At 63.2% G+C, this 21,761-nt stretch carries 17 protein-coding genes and 1 pseudogene; all 18 read left to right on the top strand.

Annotated elements, in window-relative coordinates:
* On the top strand, positions 1-572 hold a 572-nt coding region (gene rpsB / locus CDPAHKCJ_RS02645; protein ID WP_166018610.1), incomplete at its 5' end, for a 30S ribosomal protein S2.
* A gap of 178 nt (positions 573-750) precedes the next feature.
* Positions 751-1,620, top strand: coding sequence for a translation elongation factor Ts (tsf, locus tag CDPAHKCJ_RS02650; protein ID WP_166018611.1), 870 nt, complete (start codon positions 751-753; stop codon positions 1,618-1,620).
* A 116-nt stretch (positions 1,621-1,736) separates the two neighbouring features.
* A complete protein-coding gene (gene pyrH, locus CDPAHKCJ_RS02655; RefSeq protein WP_225347344.1) occupies positions 1,737-2,474 on the top strand; it encodes a UMP kinase in 738 nt (245 codons plus the stop codon).
* 4 nt (positions 2,475-2,478) lie between these two features.
* Entirely contained in the window at positions 2,479-3,036 is a 558-nt protein-coding gene (frr, locus tag CDPAHKCJ_RS02660) for a ribosome recycling factor (protein WP_043333023.1), read from the top strand.
* Positions 3,037-3,090: 54 nt separating this feature from the next.
* The gene (gene uppS, locus CDPAHKCJ_RS02665; RefSeq protein ID WP_043333020.1) at positions 3,091-3,834 is read left to right on the top strand and encodes a polyprenyl diphosphate synthase; all 744 of its coding nucleotides are present in this window, start codon (positions 3,091-3,093) and stop codon (positions 3,832-3,834) included.
* Positions 3,834-4,637: a phosphatidate cytidylyltransferase gene (locus CDPAHKCJ_RS02670; protein ID WP_166018612.1), complete on the top strand. Its 804-nt coding sequence runs from the start codon at positions 3,834-3,836 to the stop codon at positions 4,635-4,637. Before uppS ends, CDPAHKCJ_RS02670 begins: the two co-directional genes overlap by 1 nt.
* A gap of 53 nt (positions 4,638-4,690) precedes the next feature.
* Positions 4,691-5,893, top strand: coding sequence for a 1-deoxy-D-xylulose-5-phosphate reductoisomerase (gene ispC, locus CDPAHKCJ_RS02675; protein ID WP_166018692.1), 1,203 nt, complete (start codon positions 4,691-4,693; stop codon positions 5,891-5,893).
* Positions 5,894-5,981: 88 nt separating this feature from the next.
* Entirely contained in the window at positions 5,982-7,337 is a 1,356-nt protein-coding gene (gene rseP, locus CDPAHKCJ_RS02680) for a sigma E protease regulator RseP (RefSeq protein ID WP_166018613.1), read from the top strand.
* 245 nt (positions 7,338-7,582) lie between these two features.
* Positions 7,583-9,919, top strand: a complete 2,337-nt coding sequence (gene bamA / locus CDPAHKCJ_RS02685) for an outer membrane protein assembly factor BamA (protein ID WP_172978726.1) — start codon at positions 7,583-7,585, stop codon at positions 9,917-9,919.
* Between the two features lie 144 nt (positions 9,920-10,063).
* Positions 10,064-10,576 carry an OmpH family outer membrane protein gene (locus CDPAHKCJ_RS02690; RefSeq protein WP_043333014.1) on the top strand — a complete coding sequence of 171 codons (513 nt, stop codon included), beginning with the start codon at positions 10,064-10,066 and terminating at the stop codon, positions 10,574-10,576.
* Positions 10,577-10,668: 92 nt separating this feature from the next.
* On the top strand, positions 10,669-11,706 hold the full coding sequence (gene lpxD, locus CDPAHKCJ_RS02695; protein WP_166018614.1) for a UDP-3-O-(3-hydroxymyristoyl)glucosamine N-acyltransferase: 1,038 nt from the start codon (positions 10,669-10,671) through the stop codon (positions 11,704-11,706).
* A 193-nt stretch (positions 11,707-11,899) separates the two neighbouring features.
* Complete coding sequence (gene fabZ, locus CDPAHKCJ_RS02700) at positions 11,900-12,343, top strand: 3-hydroxyacyl-ACP dehydratase FabZ (protein WP_043333010.1); 444 nt, start codon at positions 11,900-11,902, stop codon at positions 12,341-12,343.
* Complete coding sequence (lpxA, locus tag CDPAHKCJ_RS02705) at positions 12,340-13,107, top strand: acyl-ACP--UDP-N-acetylglucosamine O-acyltransferase (RefSeq protein ID WP_043333008.1); 768 nt, start codon at positions 12,340-12,342, stop codon at positions 13,105-13,107. Before fabZ ends, lpxA begins: the two co-directional genes overlap by 4 nt.
* 2 nt (positions 13,108-13,109) lie before the next feature.
* Entirely contained in the window at positions 13,110-14,261 is a 1,152-nt protein-coding gene (gene lpxB, locus CDPAHKCJ_RS02710) for a lipid-A-disaccharide synthase (RefSeq protein ID WP_166018615.1), read from the top strand.
* A 102-nt stretch (positions 14,262-14,363) separates the two neighbouring features.
* Positions 14,364-15,008 (top strand): annotated as a pseudogene (gene rnhB / locus CDPAHKCJ_RS02715) (ribonuclease HII); the annotation flags it as partial.
* A 368-nt stretch (positions 15,009-15,376) separates the two neighbouring features.
* Positions 15,377-18,877 (top strand): DNA polymerase III subunit alpha, encoded by a 3,501-nt coding sequence (gene dnaE / locus CDPAHKCJ_RS02720; RefSeq protein WP_166018617.1) that lies wholly within the window; start codon positions 15,377-15,379, stop codon positions 18,875-18,877.
* Positions 18,878-19,153: 276 nt separating this feature from the next.
* Positions 19,154-20,107, top strand: coding sequence for an acetyl-CoA carboxylase carboxyl transferase subunit alpha (gene accA, locus CDPAHKCJ_RS02725; protein ID WP_043333001.1), 954 nt, complete (start codon positions 19,154-19,156; stop codon positions 20,105-20,107).
* A gap of 143 nt (positions 20,108-20,250) precedes the next feature.
* Positions 20,251-21,735: a tRNA lysidine(34) synthetase TilS gene (tilS, locus tag CDPAHKCJ_RS02730; protein WP_166018618.1), complete on the top strand. Its 1,485-nt coding sequence runs from the start codon at positions 20,251-20,253 to the stop codon at positions 21,733-21,735.
* Positions 21,736-21,761: the final 26 nt, after the last annotated feature.

Below are 21,761 nucleotides of genomic sequence, written 5' to 3' on the forward strand. Positions count from 1 at the left end.
CAGTGGTCGAGAAGATGGCTGCCAATGGCAACAAGATCATGTTCGTGGGCACCAAGCGCGCTGCCGGCAAGATCATCAAGGAAGAAGCTCGCAAGGCGGGTCAGCCGTACGTCAACCATCGCTGGTTGGGCGGCATGCTGACCAACTTCAAGACCATCCGTCAGTCCATCAAGCGCCTGCGTGAAATCGAGCAGATGCATGAAGACGGTACCTTCGCGAAGCTGACCAAGAAAGAAGTCCTGATGGCCACTCGTGAGCAGGAGAAGCTCGAGCGTTCCATCGGCGGTATCAAGGACATGGGCGGCCTGCCGGACGCAATGTTCGTGATCGACGTTGACCACGAGCGCATCGCGATCAACGAAGCCAACAAGCTGGGTATCCCGGTCATCGGCGTCGTCGATACCAACTCCAACCCGGACGGCGTGGACTACGTCATCCCGGGTAACGATGACTCCATCCGCGCCATCCAGATCTATGTCCAGGCAATTGCAGGCGCCTGTGGCAAGAACAAGGAAGAAGAGCTGGCCGGTGAGTTCGTCGAAACTGCTTCTGAAGAAGACGCAGCAGAGTGATCCTGGCGGCTTGATCTGACTGTCACAAACGCTGCGCTACACTAAGTGCGGCATGGCCTAGCCAGGTGGCAGTCAGGTCAGGCAATGAGGGGGCCACGGCCCCCTTATTTGCGACCGTTCAGCGGTCGTGACCGAATTCCCGTATTCAAAGACGTCGACACGACAGAGGTTTCATCCCATGGCAGCTATCAGCGCATCTATGGTCAAGGAACTGCGTGAGCGTACTGCGCTCGGCATGATGGAATGCAAGAAGGCTCTTACCGAAGCCGGTGGCGACATCGAGCTGGCGATTGAGAACCTGCGCAAGAACTCCGGCCTGAAGGCCGCCAAGAAAGCTGGCCGCGTGGCCGCTGAAGGCGCCATCGTCATCAAGGTCGCCGACGACGCCAGCTACGGCGTGATGGTCGAAATCAACTCCGAGACCGACTTCGTCGCTCGTGATGACAATTTCAAGGCCTTCACCCAGCTGATCGCCGATCGTGTGTTCGCTACCAAGAACACCGACATCGCTTCCCTGATGGAAGGCGAGCTGGAAGACACCCGTGGTCAGCTGGTTCAGAAGATCGGTGAGAACATCTCCGTTCGTCGTGCCGAGCTGGTCGAAGCGCCGGCTGGCGGCGTCGTCGGTGGCTACGTCCACGGCGGCCGCATCGCAGCACTGACCCTGCTGAACGGCGGTACCAGTGAAGCAGCCAAGGACGTCTCCATGCACGTCGCAGCCGTCAACCCGGTCTGTGCACGTCCGTCCGACATGCCGCAGGAACAGATGGACGCTGAAAAGGCCATCATCCTTGCCCAGCCGGACATGGCAGGCAAGCCGGCGGAAATCGCCGAGAAGATGTCCCAGGGTCGTCTGAAGAAGTACCTGGCCGAGAACAGCCTGACCGAACAGCCGTTCGTCAAGGATCCGAACCAGACCGTCGCCGAGTTCGTCAAGGCCGCCGGTGGTGAAGTGGTATCCTTCGTGCGCATGGAAGTCGGTGAAGGTATCGAGAAGGAAGAAGTCGACTTCGCAGCTGAAGTCCGTGAGCAGGCCAGCCGCGCGTAAGGGCTGACTGTTTTCGCTTCTCATGATGGCGTGCGCATAGTCGCACGCCATCGTGTATCTGGCCCCCGCCTTCGGGCCGCCCCGTTCCCCGTATGTCAGTATCAGGAGAGATTCGCATGGCCACCATTTCCGCTGAACGCAATGCCAAGTACAAGCGCATACTGCTCAAGCTTTCCGGTGAGGCCCTGATGGGCGATGGCGATTTCGGCATCGACCCCAAGGTGCTGGATCGCATGGCGCTGGAAATCGGTCAGCTGGTGGGCATCGGCGTCCAGGTCGGCATCGTCATCGGTGGCGGCAACCTGTTCCGTGGCGCAGCCCTGCAGGAAGTCGGCATGGAGCGTGTGACCGGTGACCATATGGGCATGCTGGCGACCGTGATGAATGGTCTGGCGCTGCGTGATGCGCTGGAACGCTCCAACATCCGTTCACGCGTGATGTCTGCCATCCCGATGAGTGGCGTGGTAGAACATTATGATCGCCGTACCGCCATCCGTTATCTGACGTCTGGCGATGTGGTCATCTTCTCCGCCGGTACCGGCAACCCGTTCTTCACCACCGATTCCGCTGCCTGTCTGCGCGGTATCGAGATCGACGCGGATGCCGTCATCAAGGCGACCAAGGTGGATGGTGTCTACGACAAGGACCCGGTCAAGTTCCCGGACGCCGTGAAGTACGACAGCCTCAGCTACGATGATGCGCTGGACCAGAAGCTTGGCGTGATGGATTTGACCGCCATCTGCCTGGTACGTGACCATGACATGCCGGTGCGGGTGTTCAACATGAACAAGGCAGGCGCGCTGCTCAACCTGGTGGTGGGTGGCAAGGAAGGCACGCTGATTGATAGAGGGTAAGACTGTGATCAACGACATCAAGAAAGACGCCGAATCACGCATGAAGAAGACCATCGAGTCCCTCGGTGCCGCCTTCGGCAAGATCCGTACGGGGCGTGCGCATCCCAGCATCCTGGATGCCGTGACGGTCGATTACTATGGTAGCCAGGTACCGCTGAATCAGGTGGCCAACATCACCACCGAAGATGCGCGCACCCTGACTGTCGTGCCGTGGGAAAAGCCCATGGTGCCGAAGGTCGAGAAGGCCATCATGACTTCTGACCTGGGTCTCAACCCGTCCACCGCCGGTGACGTGATTCGCGTCCCGATGCCGATGCTGACGGAAGAGACGCGTCGCGGTTACACCAAGCAGGCGCGTGCAGAAGCGGAAAACGCCCGCGTGGCGCTCCGCAATGTGCGTCGTGACGCCAATGGCGACATCAAGAGCCTGCTCAAGGACAAGGACATCTCCGAAGACGATGCACGTCGCGGAGAAGACGAGATCCAGAAGCTGACCGACAAGTATGTGGCGGAAGTCGACAGTGCTCTGGAGCACAAGGAAACCGACCTGATGCAGGTCTGATCGGGTCTGCCGCCGGCGTTTGCCGGCGGCATCCGGTGCTCGTAGCGAGACCCCATGACGTCACCGAATTCCCCCTCCACGCCACGCCATGTGGCGATCATCATGGACGGCAACAACCGCTGGGCGAAGTCCCGCGGCTGGGCTGGCATACGCGGCCATCGCGCCGGTGCCGAAACCGTCCGCAGTACCATCCGTCGTGCTGCCGAGCAGGGCGTGGAAGTGCTGACCCTGTTTGCCTTCTCCAGTGAGAACTGGAAGCGCCCGGCCAATGAAGTCAGTGCGCTGATGGAGCTGTTTCTGCTGGCGCTCAAGCGCGAGGTCAAGAAGCTTCATCGCCACGATATCCGACTCTCGGTCATCGGCGAGCGCAGTCGTTTTTCCAATTCGATTCAAAAGCATATCCAGAGCGCCGAAGACATGACGCGCGGCAATCGCGGCATGCACGTGGTGATCTGCGCCAATTATGGCGGCCGCTGGGATATCGCCGAGGCCGCCCGCCGTCTGGCGGAGCAGGTCGAGCGCGGCGAGCTCAAGGCAGCGGATATCGACGAGTCGCGCCTCGGGGCGGAAGTGTGCCTGAGTGAACTGCCGGAGGTGGATCTGTGTATCCGCACCAGCGGTGAGCAGCGTATCTCCAACTTCCTGATCTGGCAGCTGGCCTATGCCGAGTTCTATTTCTCGCCCGTGCTGTGGCCTGATTTCGACGCGGCGGCCTTCGATGAAGCGCTCAGCGCCTACGCCCTGCGTCAGCGTCGTTATGGCATGACCAGCGAACAACTCGACGCCGAGGGGCTCTAGTGCTCAGACAACGAATCATCACCGCGCTCATTCTTGCGCCTCTGGCGCTGTGGGGGCTGTTCGGCCTCGACGGTGCCGCCTTTGCCACCTTCACCGGGGCTATCGTCGCGCTGGCCGCCTGGGAGTGGTCCAACCTGTCTGGCGTGCGTGCCGGCATGGCACGCCTCCTGTTCCCGTTGGTGCTCAGCGTGCTGATGCTGCTGGTCTGGCAGTTCGATGGCGCTCTTGCGCGTTGGCCGCTGTATCTGGCGGCACTGGCATGGCTGGTCAATCTGCGCTGGGTGATGCGCTATCCGGCCGCCAGCCAGGAATGGCAGGCGACCGGCGTGCGGCTGGGTGTCGGTGTGCTGGCGCTGCTGCCGACCTGGTTCGGTTTCGTGCAGCTCAAGGCCAGTGGCGGCGAGTGGCTGCTGTATGTGCTGCTGATGGTGTGGGCGGCGGATATCGGTGCCTACTTCTCCGGCAAGCGCTTCGGCAAGCGCAAGCTGGCGCCACGTGTCAGCCCGGGCAAGTCCTGGGAGGGCGTCTACGGTGGCCTGGTGGCCACCGGCCTGCTGGCGACCGGCTATGCGCTGGCGGGGCTGGCCGACTGGCTGCCGCTGCTGCTGGTCACGCTGGGCGTGACGGCCGTCTCGGTGCTGGGTGACCTGCTCGAGAGCATGTTCAAGCGCCAGCGTCAGATGAAGGATTCAAGCCATCTGCTGCCCGGTCATGGTGGCGTGATGGATCGCATCGACAGCCTGACCGCGGCGGTACCGTTGTTTGCCCTGCTGTTGCCGTGGGTGCTGGGAGGTGGTGCGTGAGCACGAATGTGAACGTGAGCGTGAGCCACGAGACTCCTCTTGAGGCGTCTGCGTTGCAGCGCATCACCATCCTCGGCGCGACCGGCTCCATCGGGTCCAGCACCCTGGATGTGATCGCGCGCCATCCCGAGCGCTATCGGGTGCATGCACTCAGCGCTGCCACGCGTCACGAGGCGCTGCTGGAGCTGTGTCTGACGCATCGCCCGCAGGTGGCGGTGATCGCCTCATCCGAGGCGGCTGCGTGGCTCAGTGGGGCGCTCGAGGGCGTCGAGAGCTATCAGGGCACGCCCATCGAGGTGCGCCATGGTGAGCAGGCGCTGGTCGACATCAGCGAGGCGCCTGAAGTCGATAGCGTGATGGCCGCCATCGTCGGCGCGGCTGGCCTGTTGCCCACGCTGGCTGCGGTGCGGGCGGGCAAGCGCGTGCTGCTGGCCAACAAGGAAGCGCTGGTGTGTGCCGGGCAGCTGTTCATGGATGCGGTGAAACAGCACGGGGCGACCCTGCTGCCGATCGATTCCGAGCACAACGCCATCTTCCAGTGCCTGCCGGCCCAGCATCGTGATGGTCTGGCGCCGATCGGCGTCGAGAAGCTGTTGCTGACCGCCTCTGGTGGCCCGTTCCGCGATGATGTCGAATGGCCCGCCGAGCGGCTGGCGACGGTGACGCCGGACGAGGCCTGCGCGCATCCCAACTGGTCGATGGGGCGCAAGATTTCCGTCGATAGCGCCACCCTGATGAACAAGGGGCTTGAGCTGATCGAGGCCTGCTGGCTGTTCGCCTGTGGGCCGGACGACATTCAGGTGGTCGTGCATCCCCAGAGCGTGATTCACTCGATGGCGGCCTACAGTGATGGCTCGGTGCTGGCCCAGATGGGCAATCCTGACATGCGCACGCCGATCGCCTATGCGCTGGCGTGGCCGGAGCGTATCGATGCCGGTGTCGAGCCGCTGGACCTGTTTCAGGTCGCGCGTCTCGATTTCCGTGCCGCCGACGAGACGCGCTTCCCGTGTCTGCGGCTGGCGCGAGAGGCCATCGCGGCGGGCGGCACCTGGCCTGCAGTGATGAATGCCGCCAACGAGGTGGCAGTGGCTGCCTTCCTCGAGGGTCGCCTGGCCTTCGATCGTATCCCGACAGTGGTACAGGCTGTCATGCAGGCACGCCCGCCGCTGGCGGTGGATGGCCTCGAGGTGATTCTCGCCGAAGACGCGGCGGCGCGTGAGCTGGCCGCCGCCGAGTTGGCCCTCGCCGGGCCCTGAAATCCTATCTTGCACTGTCTTGTCACTGTCTTCGTGAGCGTGGCAAGGCAGGCTGCCCATCTCGGGCACCAATCTCCAGGAGCGCGTGATGGGTGTGATCCAGAATATTCTTGCCGTGATCGTCGTGTTGGGGGTGTTGATCACCATCCATGAGTATGGTCATTTCTGGGTCGCGCGTCGTTGCGGCATCAAGGTGCTGCGCTTCTCCATCGGCTTCGGCAAACCCTTCTGGTCATGGACCGATCGCCACGGCACCGAGTACGGGATCGCCGCCATCCCGCTGGGTGGCTACGTCAAGATGCTGGATGAGCGCGAAGGGCTGGTCGATCCGGCCGAGCGTCATCTGGCCTTCAATACCAAGTCCGTCTGGAAGCGTATCGCCGTCGTCTCGGCGGGCCCGCTGGCCAACTTCCTGCTGGCCATCGTCGCCTATTGGGCATTGTTCGTCGCCGGTACCACGACGGTGGTGCCGATGGTCGGTGCCGTGGCGCCGGACTCGCCGGCAGGCCGCGCTGGCCTGGCGCCGAAGACCGAGATCGTCGCCATCAATGGTCAGGCCACTCCCTCGTGGGATGAGGTCAACCTGCGCTTGATCGGTGCGATCGGCGATGACAGCCTGACGCTCACCACGCGTGCCGAGGGTGCCAGCGCCACGCGCGAGCAGTCCCTCGATGTGACACGCTTCCTGGTCGATCAGGATCCGCCGCGTCCGCTGGTGACGCTGGGCATCACGGCCTGGCGTCCTCAGTTGCCGGCGGTGCTGGGGCGTGTGCTGGACGGTGGCGCCGCACAGGCGGCAGGTCTGCAGGCAGGTGACCGCATCGTCAGCATCGATGGCACCCTGGTGGTCGACTGGATCGATTTCGTCGAGCGCGTGCGCGGTGCGCCGGGCGAGACGTTGTCAGTACTGGTGGCACGTGATGGCAAGGAAGAGACGCTGTCACTGACGCCTGCCAGCAATTCGCTCGATGACGGGCGTGTGGTGGGGCAGGTCGGCGCCGGCGTCGAGAACGTCAGCTGGCCCGAGCAGTATCAGCGTGAGCTCAGCTTCGGGCCGCTGGCGGCCGTCGGCCAGGCCGTCGGCAAGACCGGCGAGATGACGGTACTGACGCTGGATTCGATCCGCAAGATGCTGGTCGGTCTGATCGCACCGTCCAATCTGTCTGGCCCGATCACCATCGCGCGTATCGCCGGCGACACGGCGCGCTCCGGCCTCGAGGCCTTCCTCGGCTTCATGGCCTATCTCTCCATCAGCTTGGGTGTCCTGAACCTGCTGCCGATTCCGGTACTGGATGGCGGTCACCTGCTGTTCTATCTGGTGGAAGCCGTGCGCGGCAAACCACTTTCGCAAGGGGTCCAGGATGCAGGGTTGAAGATCGGCATGGCGCTGGTCGGCTCCCTCATGCTGATGGCCATCTATTTCGATCTCATGCGTCTTTGGTGATGGATTCGGGGAGTCATCAGCACGTGATGGCTCCCGCAGGATGAACCGAATCTGAACTGTCGATGCCCATGGGGGTCAATTCATTGCACGGGCTGGTCAATGCGATCAACTCCCGTCATCATGCCCACACGACTTCGGCCCCGATTGCCGATCCTCACTCGCAGCTGTCTTGTCAGTTGCAGGGGGTTGTGTATAAGGTGCCTGTTCACCCAAGCGGGCGGAATCCAGAGAAGCGAAGCGACTGCATGAAACTCAAGACCATTGGATTGGCAGCTGCGCTGCTCGGGGCCAGTCAGGGCGCCTTGGCCGCATCTTTTAAAATTTCGGACATCCGGGTAGAGGGCCTCCAGCGCGTGTCTGCGGGCACCGTCTTCAACGCCTTCCCCGTCTCCGCGGATCAGAATGTGGAAGAAGAGGACCTGTCCTCGGCAGCGCGTCAGCTGTTCGATACGGGCCTGTTCGACGACATCCGCCTCAAGCGTGATGGCGATGTCCTGATCATCGATGTGGTCGAGCGTCCGACGATCTCCAAGATCGAGATTGACGGCAACTCGCAGATCCCCGACGAAGACCTGCGCAAGGGCCTCAAGGAAGCAGGGCTGGCCGAGGGTCAGGTTCTGCAGCGCTCCACGCTGGAAGAGATGCAGCGTGAGCTCGAGCGTGTCTACCAGGCTCAGGGCCGCTATAGCGCGCGTATCGAGACCTCTGTCGAGGAGCTCGAGCGCAACCGCGTGCAGGTCAACATCGACGTCAAGGAAGGCGCGATCGCCAAGATTCATCAGATCAATATCGTCGGCAACGATGCCTTCGATGACGAGACCCTGCGCGAACAGCTGGAGCTGGAAGACAAGCCGAGCTGGTTCTTCGGCTGGTTCTCCGATGATGAATATTCGCGTGAGAAGCTGACCGGCGATATCGAGACCCTCAAGTCCTGGTATCTCGATCGCGGTTACGTCAACTTCCAGGTGCGCTCGACCCAGGTGTCCATCTCGCCGGACAAGTCCGAGATCTTCGTCACCATCAACGTCGATGAAGGCAAGCCGTACAAGATCGGCAACATCGGCTTTGCCGGTGACCTGAAGATGAAGGAAGAGCGTGCCCGTGATCTGGTCAAGCTCGCCCCGGATGCCCTCTATTCCCAGCGTGATGTGACCGCTTCCAGCGAGGCGCTGCGCCAGGCACTGGGTGCCGACGGCTTCGCCTTCGCCAAGGTCAATGCGGTGCCGGAGGTCAACGAGGAGAGCGACACCGTCGATCTGACCTTCGCGGTCGACCCCGGCAAGCGCGCCTACGTGCGTCGCATCAACTTCAAGGGCAACACCACTACCGCAGATGAAGTGCTGCGTCGTGAGATGACCCAGCTGGAAGGTGCGCCGGCCTCCACCGACAAGATCAAGCAGTCCAAGCAGAAGCTTGAGCGCCTCGGCTTCTTCAAGCAGGTCGATGTCGACACGCGCCCTGTCGCCGGCGAGCCGGACCAGCTGGACGTCAACTACAACGTCGAGGAGCAGCCGTCAGGCTCGATCTCGGCGTCGGTCGGTTTCTCCCAGGGTGACGGTGTCATCTACGGGGTGGGTCTGTCGCAGAAGAACTTCCTGGGCACCGGTAACGAAGTCAACATCAACGCCCAGAAGTCGGATGACTACACCAACGTCAGCTTCGGCTATACCGACCCGTACTGGACGCTGGATGGCATCTCGCGCGGTTACAACATGTTCTACCGCAAGGTGGACTACGACGATGATGACGACGTCGCCAGCTACGCGACCGACAGCTTCGGCGGTGGCATCAACTTCGGTTACCCGATCAACGAGCTGTCACGTCTGAACTTCGGCGGCGGTTACGAGTTCGTGCGCGTCAAGGACTTCGACGACAGCCCGGCGGAGGTCACCCAGTTCATCGAGGATGAAGGCGAAGACTTCAACCTCTACAAGCTGACGGCCAGCTGGTCACGCAACAACCTCAACCGTGGCATCCTGCCCACGGCGGGCAGCTCTCAGCTGCTGTCGCTGGAAGTGGCGGTGCCGGGCTCCGATGCGGATTACTACAAGCTCCGCTACAAGGGATCCAAGTTCTTCGAGCTGAGTCAGGACTGGTCACTCAAGTTCCGTACCGAGCTTGGCTATGCCAACTCGTTCTCCGGCGATACCTATCCGTTCTTCAAGAACTTCTATGCCGGCGGTCTGGGCAGTGTGCGTGGCTATAGCTCCAATACCCTGGGGCAGGCCACCACCGAGCAGAACGACGGCGACGACGATACCATCGGCGGCAACATCCTGATCGAAGGTGGGGTGGACCTGATCTTCCCGATGCCCTTCATCAAGGACAAGCGCTCCGTGCAGCCGTCGTTCTTCGTCGATGCGGGTAACACCTATCTGACGTCGTGCTACGACGTGAGCTCCAGTGATACCAGCAGCTGTGAAAGCGGCGTCGACCTGGGTGAGCTGAATTACAGTGCCGGTATCGGCCTGTCGTGGATCACGCCGGTAGGTCCGTTGACCTTCAGTGTCGCCCAGCCGATCGGTGACGATGACGACGATGACACCGAGATCTTCCAGTTCTCGCTGGGCCAGACCTTCTAAGGCCGTACGATGCCGCACCCGCTTTGGCCGGTGCGGCCTTCGTCACGACCACCGGCGGCGCTGTCCCTGTTCTGTCGCCGGTCCTCACACCGTCAGTCACTGAGTCATCAGTGACTGAACAACAGGCTACAAGGAGTTTGTGTGATGCGTAAATTGACCCGCGCCCTGTGTCTGGCTGGTGGCCTTGCCGCCATGGCGACTCCGATGCTGGCACAGGCCACCGAAGTCGCGGTCCTCGACTGGCGCCAGGCGCTGTTGAGTTCCGACTCGGCCAAGATTTCCATGAACCAGCTCAAGAATCAGCTGGCCGGCAAGCAGGACCAGGCCAAGGCACTCGCCAAGGAGCTGGAATCCCTGCAGGCCAAGCTGCAGAAGGATGGCGCCGTAATGTCCGATTCCGAGCGTCAGTCCGTGCAGCAGCAGCTGCGCCAGAAGGGTGGCCAGTTCCAGCAGCTGCGTGGCCAGGTCCAGCAGCAGCAGCAACAGGCGGAGCAGACTTTCCTCAAGCAGTCCAAGCCGAAGCTCGACAAGGCCATCCAGCAGGTCGTCGACAAGCATGGCATCGAGCTGCTGGTCGATCGCAATGCGACGGTCTACAGCAAGGATGGTATGGACCTGACCAATGAAGTGACTCAGGTGTTCAACTCGCTCAACTGAGTGCATCCCGCGCGCGCAAGCGTGCGGGATGTGTTGCATCCGAGCATGCCAACGCGAATGCGAGCCAGAGGCGCCCAGCGCCCAGAGACAGAATGAAAAAGCGACAATTCTCTTACACTCTCGAGGATCTGGCTCAGCGGCTGGGCGCTCGTCTCGTCGGTGACCCGGCTGTCCGGGTCACCGGCCTGTCGACGCTGGTCGATGCTGAGCCCGGCGATATCGCCTTCCTCGCCAATCGCGCCTACCTCAAGTATCTCGGGGAAACCGCCGCGACTGCCGTGCTGCTGCATGAAAGCCATCTTGAAGAGTGCAAGGGCAATGCCCTCGTGCTGGACAATCCGTATCTGGCCTACGCTGAGCTGTCGCGTCTGTTCGACCCGCTGGCGGTCGAGCCCCAGGCGAGCGTGCACGCCAGTGCCGTCATCGACGAGACCGCAACCCTGGGGGCCAATGTCGAGATCGGCCCGCAGGTCGTGATCGGTCCGGGCGTCAGCATCGGTGACAACACGCGCATTCAGGCCGGTTGCGTGATCGGGGCTGACAGCGTGCTGGGCGAGGGCTGTCTGCTGCATCCCAATGTCACGCTCTATCATGGCGTGGTGATCGGGGCCCGTGCGGTACTCCACAGCAGCTGCGTCATCGGCGCCGATGGCTTCGGCTTTGCCCACGATGGCAAGGGCTGGCACAAGATCGCCCAGCTCGGCGGCGTGTTGATCGGCGATGATGTCGAAGTCGGCAGCTGCACCAGCATCGATCGTGGCGCGCTCGGCGACACCATCATCGGCAATGACGTCAAGATCGACTCCCAGGTCCAGATCGCGCATAACGTGCAGATCGGTGACCATTCGGCGCTGGCGGGCTGTGTCGGCATCGCCGGCTCCACCAAGGTCGGGCGCTATTGTCTGATGGGGGGCGGTGTGGGTCTGGCGGGGCACCTGGAAATCGCCGATGGCGTGCAGGTGACCGGCATGAGCCTGGTGACCAACTCCATCACCAAGCCGGGCGTCTATTCCTCCGGCACCGGCGCGATGGACAACGGCCTGTGGCGCAGAAATGCTGTACGTTTCAAGCAGTTGGATCAGTTGGCGCGACGCTTGAATCAGGTCGAGAAGAGTTTGAAGGACAAGTAGTACTGCAAGCCCGGGTAGTACCTGTCCAGAGCAGAGTCTCGCACCTGCTTGGCGCACTGTCGGGCAATGAGCGGCTGCCAGCCACGCGCAAGGACGCTATAATGCGCGCCATTGCCCGAACGGCGGTCCGGACCGTCATTACATGCCTGCCCGCGAGCGGCAGGCATTTCGTTATTTCAGAGGTTGCAAGCCAATGGTTATGGACGTCAACGAGATCCGTGAGTATCTCCCGCACCGCTATCCTTTCCTGCTGATCGATCGTGTCATGGACCTGACCCTTGGCGAGTTCATCGTCGCGCGCAAGAACGTCAGCATCAATGAGCCGTTCTTCAATGGTCACTTCCCGGAGCACCCGATCATGCCGGGCGTTCTGATCGTGGAAGCCATGGCTCAGGCGGCGGGTATTCTCGGTTTCAAGACCGTCGACAAACGTCCCGCCGATGGCTACATCTATTATCTCGTCGGAAGCGACAATGTACGCTTCAAGCGCCCGGTGATGCCGGGTGACCAGCTCGAGATCAGCGCCCGCGTGCTGCGCGAGAAGCGTGGCATCTGGAAATTCGCCTGTCAGGCCAAGGTCGACGGCGATCTGGTCTGCGAGGCCGAAATCATCTGTGCCGAGAGGAAGGTCGCTTGATACATCCTACTGCCATTGTCGATCCCGGCGCCCGCCTGGCCGATGATGTCGAGGTCGGCCCGTTCTGCGTGATCGGGGCTGATGTCGAGATCGGCGCTGGCACGGTGGTGGGGCCGCATGTCGTCATCAAGGGCACCACCGTCATCGGTGAGCGCAACCGTATCTTCCAGTTCGCGTCAGTGGGCGAGGACTGTCAGGACAAGAAGTACGCCGGTGAGCCGACGCGCCTGGAAATCGGGGATGACAATGTCATCCGCGAGGGCGTGACCCTGCATCGCGGCACCGTCCAGGATGCCAGCCTCACGCGTATCGGCAGTCGCAACCTGTTCATGGCCTACTCGCATGTCGGCCATGACTGCATCATCGGTGACGACTGCATCATGGCCAATCAGGCGACGCTGGGTGGCCATGTCCATCTCGGCAACCACGTCATTCTGGGTGGCCTGTCGGCGGTGCATCAGTTCTGCCATATCGGTGAACATGCCATGGCGGGTGGTGGCTCCATCATCACCAAGGACATCGCGGCCTTCGTGATGGTCAATGGCCATCCGGCGGAAGCGCATGGCCTCAACAGTGTCGGCCTCAAGCGTCGTGGCTTCAGCCGCGAGACCATCTCCGCGCTGAACACGGCCTACAAGACGGTCTTCCGTCAGGGCCTGACGCTGGCGCAAGCCCTCGAGCAGCTGGAAGCCGAGCCGCCGCTGGCCGAGCGCGATGTCTTCATCGCCTCGCTCAAGGCGTCCACTCGCGGTCTGACTCGCTGAGCATGCGCATCTACCTGGTAGCCGGGGAGCTCTCCGGTGACATTCTCGGTGCCAGCCTGATGCGCGCGCTCAAGGCGCGCTATCCCGATGTCGAGTTCCGTGGCATCGGGGGGCCGCGCATGCAGGCCGAGGGCTTCGACAGCCTCTATCCGCTGGAAACGCTGTCGGTGATGGGTCTGGTCGAGGTGCTCAAGCATCTGCCGGCGCTGATCAAGGTGCGTCGCCATCTGTTGCGCGACGCCCTCGAGTGGCAACCCGACGTGATGATCGGCATCGATGCCCCGGACTTCAATCTGGGGCTCGAGCTGCGCCTGCGCAAGCAGGGCATCACCACCGCGCACTACGTCAGTCCCTCCGTGTGGGCCTGGCGTCAGGGGCGCGTGAAGACCATTCGCCGCGCCGTCGACCGCATGCTGACCTTCCTGCCCTTCGAGGCCGCCTTCTATCGTGAGCATCAGGTGCCGGTGACCTTCGTCGGCCATCCACTGGCCGATGAATTGCCGCTCGAGGATGATCGCGCTGCTGCCCGTGAGCAGCTGGGGATCGACCCGCAAGTGCAGCTGCTGGCGGTATTGCCGGGTTCCCGCGCCAACGAGATCCGCTTTCTCGGCGAGACCTTCCTGGCCGCCATCGAGCGTCTCTGTCAGCGTTATCCCGGCCTTGAGGTGGTGATCCCGGCGGCCACGCCGCTGCGGCGTACCGAGCTCGAGTCGTTGATGGCGGAGCGCGAAGGGCTGGATCGCAGTCGCATCCATCTGGTGGACGGCCAATCGCGTGAAGCGATGACCGCCGCCGATGCGGTGCTGCTGGCATCCGGCACAGCGGCGCTCGAGTGTCTGCTGTGTCATCGCCCGATGGTAGTGGCCTATCGCATGGCGCCGATGACGCACCGCATCGCGCGGCATATGGTCAAGACCGAGTGGATTTCCCTGCCCAATCTGATCGCCCGCGAGACGCTGGTGCCGGAGCTGATCCAGGACGCCGCCACGCCGGAGTCCATCGAGGAAAGCCTTGCGCCATTGCTGTCACGTGCCGCCGGTGACGTCGCCCGCCAACGAGAACTGCGTGAGCGTTTCACCGCCATGCATCGTGAACTGACCTGTGATGCCAGCGCCGCGGCCGCCATCGCCATCGGTGAACTGGCAGGACGCTGACCCCGCGTGTCGCCGCCAGACATTGCGCTACTTCTTGATTGAATCACCTCGACAGGCAGATCGCATTGGCGCTCTGCCTGTTGTCTTACGCCTCGAGATATCATGACCGACTCTGCCGACAGTCACACCACCACGCCTTCTGCGCGCAAGCGTAAACCCGCCGATGATTTTCCGCCGCTGGTGATTCCCTATCAGGGGCAGTTGCTGGCCGGTATCGACGAGGTCGGGCGTGGGCCGCTGGTCGGCCCGGTGGTGGCGGCAGCGGTGATTCTGGACCCGAATGACCCCATCGAGGGCATCACGGACTCCAAGAAGCTCAGCGAGAAGAAGCGTCTGGCGCTCTACGAGCAGATACGGGCTCGTGCCTGGGCGTGGGCGATCGCCGAGGCCACCAGTGACGAGATCGATGAGCTGAACATCTATCAGGCCACGCACCTGGCCATGCGCCGCGCCATCGATGCACTGGGTGTGCGCCCGGAATACCTGCTGGTGGATGGCAACCGCCTGCCGGGGCACGAGATTCCCGGCATGGCGGTGGTAAAGGGCGACCTGCGCCACGCTGCCATCGGTGCTGCCTCGATTCTGGCCAAGGTGCATCGCGACGCCCAGATGGCAGCGCTGGATTCGCGCTTCCCCGTCTACGGCTTCGCGCGTCACAAGGGCTACCCGACTCGCGAGCATCAGGCCGCCATCGAGGAACATGGCATCCTCACCCTGCACCGCAAGAGCTTCGGGCCGGTCAAGCGGCTGTTCATGTCGGGGCACGTGCCACAGGCCGTGCCGTCGGACGCGCTGATCGCGCTTCCGGCCCCGGAGCCGAGCGAGGCAGGCGAGACGAGCCAGCAGCCCACGGCAAAAAAGCCGCCAGCCGTGGTCTGACTGATGCCAGTGAGACCACGGCATCCCCGTCAGTCGAGCCTGCTCGGCCAGATGCTGCGCCTTCAGATGCCATGCCTTCAGGCGATGGCGCTGACAGGCTATCCTTGAAGCCCGAACCCGAACCCGAACCCGAACCCGAACCCGAACCCGAACCCGAACCTTCAGCCTCGCAGCCGCCGGCGGCACCAGCCGCAACTGAATCCTTCACCGTCACGCCGACTTCACGAGCCGATTCCATGACCACGCCCTTTGTTCACCTGCGCGTTCACACCGAGTTCTCCCTCGTCGATGGTCTGCCCGGCGTCAAGCCGCTGATCAAGGCGACCGCCGCGGCGGGCCAGCCGGCTGTCGCGGTGACTGACGAGGCCAACCTGTTCGGGCTGGTCAAGTTCTACTCCAACGCGCGCGCTGCCGGCATCAAGCCGATCATCGGTGCCGACATGTGGCTGATCAATCCCCATGATGCCACGCGCCCGTATCGCCTCACGCTGCTGGCGATGAACGACACCGGCTATCGCAACCTCACCGAGCTGATCTCGCGCGGCTGGACCGATGGCCAGAAGCAGGACCGCGCCTACCTCGAGAAAGAGTGGATCTTCGAGCAGGCCGAGGGCCTGATCGTGCTGTCCGGAGGCCGTGAAGGCGAGATCGGCCGTCATCTGCTGTCGGACCACGAGGACAGCGCCCGGGCGCTGCTCGGTGAATGGAAGGCGGTGTTCGGGGATCGCTTCTATCTGGAGCTGACCCGCACCCAGCGTCAGTACGAGGAAGAGTGTCTGCACCTGTCGGTGGCGCTGGCCGAGGCCACCGATACGCCGGTGGTCGCTACCAATGATGTGCGCTTCCTCAAGCGTGAGGACTATTGGGCCCACGAGACGCGCGTCTCCATCGGCGAAGGCAAGGCGCTGGATGATCCGCGGCGCGAGACCCGCTACAGCGATGAGCAGTACCTGAAGAGCGCCGAGGAGATGAGCGAGCTGTTCTCCGATATTCCCGAGGCGCTCGAGAACAGTGTGCTGATCGCGGCGCGCTGCTCGGTGACCGTGCAGCTGGGCACCTACTTCCTGCCCGAGTTCCCGGTGCCGGAAGGCATGACGATGGACCAGTTCTTCCGCAAGGTTTCGCATGATGGCCTGACGGAGCGCCTCGAGAAGCTCTATCCGCGTGACAAGCATCCACGCGACAGCGAGGCCTGGGCCGAGATCGAGCAGCGCTACCGCACGCGGTTGGACTTCGAGCTCGACATCATCCTGCAGATGGGCTTCCCCGGTTACTTCCTGATCGTCATGGACTTCATCCAGTGGGGCAAGGACAACGGCGTGCCGGTAGGACCCGGCCGTGGTTCCGGTGCCGGCTCGCTGGTGGCCTATGCCCAGAAGATCACCGATCTGGACCCGCTGGAATATGACCTGCTGTTCGAGCGCTTCCTGAACCCGGAACGTGTCTCCATGCCCGACTTTGACGTCGATTTCTGCATGGAGAAGCGTGACCGCGTGATCGATTACGTGGCCGAGCGCTACGGGCGCAACGCGGTCTCGCAGATCGTCACCTTCGGCACCATGGCCGCCAAGGCCGTGGTGCGTGACGTGGCGCGCGCCCAGGGCAAGCCGTACTCGTTGGGCGACAAGCTCTCCAAGCTGATTCCCTTCGAGGTCGGCATGACGCTGGAGAAGGCCATCGAACAGGAGCCGCAGCTCAAGGAATTCATCGACAACGACGAGGAAGCCCAGGAAATCTGGGAGATGGCGCTCAAGCTCGAGGGCACCACGCGCGGCACCGGCAAGCACGCCGGGGGCGTGGTGATCGCGCCGACCAAGCTGACCGACTTCGCGCCGCTGCTGTGTGACGAAGACGGCAGCGGTCTGGTGGTCCAGTTCGACAAGAACGACGTCGAAGAGGCCGGACTGGTCAAGTTCGACTTCCTGGGTCTGCGAACCCTGACTATCATCGACTGGGCGACCGAGATGGTCGACAAGATCCGTGAGCGGGAAGGGCTGGCGCCGCTGGATATCGATGATATCCCGCTGGATGACGCCAAGACCTTCGACATGCTGCAGAAGGCGGAGACGACAGCCGTCTTCCAGCTGGAATCCCGCGGCATGAAGGAGCTGATCAAGAAGCTCAAGCCCGACTGCCTGGAAGACATGATCGCCCTGGTGGCCCTGTTCCGTCCCGGCCCATTGCAGTCCGGCATGGTGGATGACTTCATCAACCGCAAGCACGGTCGTTCCGAAGTGTCTTATCCACACCCGGATTACCAGCATGAGCTGCTCAAGCCGGTACTGGAGCCGACCTATGGCATCATCCTATACCAGGAGCAGGTCATGCAGATCGCGCAGGTGCTGGCCGGCTATACGCTGGGCCAGGCCGACATGCTGCGCCGTGCGATGGGCAAGAAGAAGCCGGAAGAGATGGCCAAGCAGCGTGCTGGCTTCATGGAAGGCTGTGCGGGCAAGGGCATCGACAAGGACCTGGCCGGCAACATCTTCGACCTGGTGGAGAAATTCGCCGGTTATGGCTTCAACAAGTCGCACTCGGCGGCCTATGGCCTCGTCTCCTACCAGACGGGCTGGCTGAAGGCGCACTATCCGGGGCCGTTCATGGCCGCGGTGATCTCGACCGAGATGCAGACCATCGAGAAGGTGGTGCCGCTGATCGAGGAGTGCCGTCATATCGGCCTCACGGTCACCCCGCCGGATGTGAACCTCGGTGGCTACAAGTTCACCGTCGACCTGGAAGGGCGCGTCGTCTACGGCCTGGGCGCGATTCGCGGCGTGGGCGAGGGCCCGATTGATGCCATCGTCAGCGCGCGCGCCGAAGGTGGCCCGTTCAGTGACATCTTCGACTTCTGCAAGCGCATCGATGCCAAGAAGATCAACAAGCGCACCCTGGAAGCGCTGATCCGCTCCGGCGCGCTGGACAATATCGGCCCGTCGCGTGCGGTGCTGATGCTGGCGGTGGAGGATGCGCTGAAGGCCGCCTCCCAGAATCACGCCAACAATGATGTCGGCATCACCGACATGTTCGGCGATGCCTTCAGCGAGCCGGAAACCGATGTCTACGCCGGCTATCGCAAGGCGCGCGAGTGGACCGACAAGGAGCGTCTCACCGGCGAGAAGGACACGCTGGGGCTCTATCTGACCGGCCATCCCATCGATGAGTACGAGGGTGAGCTCAAGCGCTTCATCAATGCGCGCATCAGTGACCTCAAGCCGTCGCGGGAGCCGCAGCGCATCGCCGGGCTGGTGATCGCCATGCGCACCATGAAGTCCAAGCGGGGCGACACCATGGCCTTCGTGACCCTAGACGACCGCACCGGACGCATCGAGGCCTCGATGTTCGGTGAGCTCTATGATCAGGTGCGCAACAAGCTGGTGCCTGACAGTGTGGTGATCGTCGAGGGCGAGGTCAGCCAGGATGACTATTCCGGTGGCCTGCGTCTGCGCGGCAAGGACGTCACGCCGATCATCGATGCGCGGGCGCGCTTCGGCGAGGCGGTCGAGATGAGCATCGCCGCCGAGGACATCGGTGGTCGCTTCACCCAGCAGCTGACCACCTTGCTGACGCCACACCTGGCCAGCGAAGGCCTGCCGATGCGCCTGCGTTATCGCAACGCGGCGGCGGAGGCCTGGCTGGAGCTGGGCGAGCAATGGCGCGTTGCGCCCAGTGACGAGTTGTTGATCCAGCTGGGTGAGGTGGAAGGCCAGCGCGGTGTGCGCCTCAAGTACCGCGATTGAGGTGCTGGCCGACAGGATGGTGCCTGCCTCGCCAAGCGGCGGGGCAGGCACAGCATCGAGATGAGCGGCGTGGGCGCAGAGTTAATCCACGCCTAACAGGCGGGCAAGGTTTGCACCTGTCGAACAGGGTGCGATAATGCCTGTCCATCTTTTCCGTACCCAATTCCATGCCGACTGTGACCGCCGCGAGCCACAGATCGCCTGAGCGTGTGCTCAGGGGGAGTGACCCGGCCGACTCGCTTTCCTGGCTGCCCGAGACGACGAACGAAACGCCTTATGAATCCCAATTATCTGGACTTTGAACAGCCGATCGCCGAGCTGCAGGCCAAGATCGAGGAACTCCGTCTGGTCGGTAACGACTCCCAGGTCAACCTGTCTGACGAGATCGCTCGCCTGCAGGAAAAGAGCACCAAGCTCACCGAGTCCATCTTCAAGGACCTCGGCGCCTGGCAGGTATCTCAGCTTGCACGTCACCCGCAGCGCCCGTATACCCTCGACTATCTCGAGAACCTGTTCACGGACTTCGATGAGCTGCACGGCGACCGTCACTATGCGGACGACGAAGCGCTGGTCGGCGGTATCGCGCGTCTCGATGACAAGCCGGTGATGGTGATCGGTCACCAGAAAGGTCGCGACGTGAAGGAAAAGGTGCGTCGCAACTTCGGCATGCCGCGTCCGGAAGGCTACCGCAAGGCCTGCCGTCTGATGGAGATGGCCGAACGCTTCAAGATGCCGATCCTGACCTTCATCGACACCCCGGGTGCCTATCCGGGTATCGGTGCCGAGGAGCGTGGTCAGTCCGAGGCCATCGCCTACAACCTGGCGGTGATGTCGCGTCTGAAGACGCCGATCATCTCCACCGTCATCGGTGAGGGTGGTTCCGGCGGCGCACTGGCGATCGGCGTGTGTGACGAGCTGAACATGCTGCAGTATTCCACCTACTCGGTCATCTCGCCGGAAGGTTGCGCCTCCATCCTGTGGAAGAGCGCCGAGCGTGCCGCCGATGCCGCTGATGCGATGGGCATCACTGCCTCGCGCCTCAAGGAGCTGGGCTTCGTCGACAACCTGATCAAGGAGCCGCTGGGTGGCGCACACCGCAACCCGCAGTCCGCCGCCGACAGCATCAAGGCTGCGCTGGGCGAAGGTCTGGAGCGTCTTGGTGCTCTGGATACCGATGCCCTGCTGGAGCGTCGTTACCAGCGCCTGATGAGCTACGGCGCCCCGGCATGATCCCGGCGCCTCTCGCGTGATGCGCGATCGGCTCATGCCCGCGTGACCAGGACGCCTCCGGATTCTTCCGGGGGCGTTCTTGCGTTCAGGGCCGGCGTTTCCTCCTCTCATTTCCTTCATCCGCTTCGCGACAGGAGCCCGACATGTCTCTGTCCCCTTCACTGGATTCGGTGTGCCTGCGCGCTCAACCGCTGAGCGAGATGGCGGAGTCACGCGCACTCGTCGCCGTGCGCGAGGCGCTCGAGGCCGGCGATGCCCGGCGCACGGTGTGGATCGCGCTCTCGGGCGGGCTGGATTCGGTGATACTGGCGAGGCTGGCTGCCAGGGCAGTACAGGACTGCCCGCGTCGACTGCGTCTGGTGCATGTGCATCATGGCCTGCAGGCGGCCAACGATGCGTTCGAGCAGCTGGCGCGCAGGCTGGCCTCGCGTCTCGGACTGCCGTTGAGCGTGCATCGTCTGGCGTTGGCGGAGACAGCACTCAAGTCGCGAGGGCTGGAGGCGGCAGCGCGAGAAGGGCGGCTGGCGGCACTGAGCGCCTGCCTGGCGGCGGGGGATAGCCTGTGGCTGGCGCAGCATCAGGATGATCAGGCCGAGACGCTGCTGCTCAACGCGCTGCGTGGCAGTGGTGGGCGCGGGCTGGCGGCCATGCCGCCTGAGCGGGCGCTGGCCGTGGACGAGGCATCCCCCGGGCGGGGCCAGACCGCCCATGAGCGGGCACGACTGCTTCGGCCGCTGTTGGGTATCCCGCGCCATGAAATCCAGACATTGGCGAGCCAGCAGGGCTTGCAGGCCGGGCGCGACTGGTGCGAAGACCCCAGCAATGTCGATCAGCAGTTCGATCGCAACTACCTGCGCCATAGTGTCGTGCCGCTGCTGCAGGCGCGCTGGCCGCAGGCCGTGGCCAGCCTGGCGCGTTCGGCGCAGCAGTTGCAGGAAGAGCAGTCACTGCTTGATGAGCTGGCGGCCGAGCTGCTGGCGAAGGTTCAGGTGACAGGCGTGGAGCGCGTAGCTCAGAGACAGGTGCAGGGGCGGGAGCAAGAGACGCGGCTGTCACTGGCGGAGCTGGCAGACTTGAGTGAGCCACGCCAGCGGCTGGTCCTGCGCCATCTATGCCAGTCGCGCGGCTGGCCGGTGCCACCGCGCGGGCGCTTGATGAGTCTGCAGCGGTTGATCGCCACGCCGCCCGACTCGGTGGCCGAGGTGCACTGGGTCAACGCCGAATATGCCGTCAGCGTGCGCGCGTGGCGCGGCCAGCTGTGGTGGCAGGTGTCAGATACCGTTATTGAGCAGGGTGCGCGTCATAGACAAGGCGATACCGGCTGCGGGAGAAGTGGTCGCCCACCCGGTGAGACGCCTTCCTCTGAGTGGGATGCTGAGGCGCGCAAGGCATGGCAGGCGCTGGGGAGGGGGGAAGAGCATGTTGCCTTCACGTCGCGTCAGCCGGGAGATGTACTGCGAGTGGCAGGGCGGGGGCGGCGTGATATCAAGCGCTTGCTGCAAGAGGCTGATATCCCGCCGTGGCAGCGTGACCAGCTGCGTGTGGCACGCATGCATGACGGGACAGTCGCGGGGCTGTGGCACCCCTCGCGGGGCTGGTGGCTACTGGCCTCACTCGCTCGGCAGTGAGGCCAACGGGCGATCTCGCCGATGTC

Source organism: Cobetia sp. MB87 (assembly GCF_011319755.1).
Lineage (GTDB): Bacteria > Pseudomonadota > Gammaproteobacteria > Pseudomonadales > Halomonadaceae > Cobetia.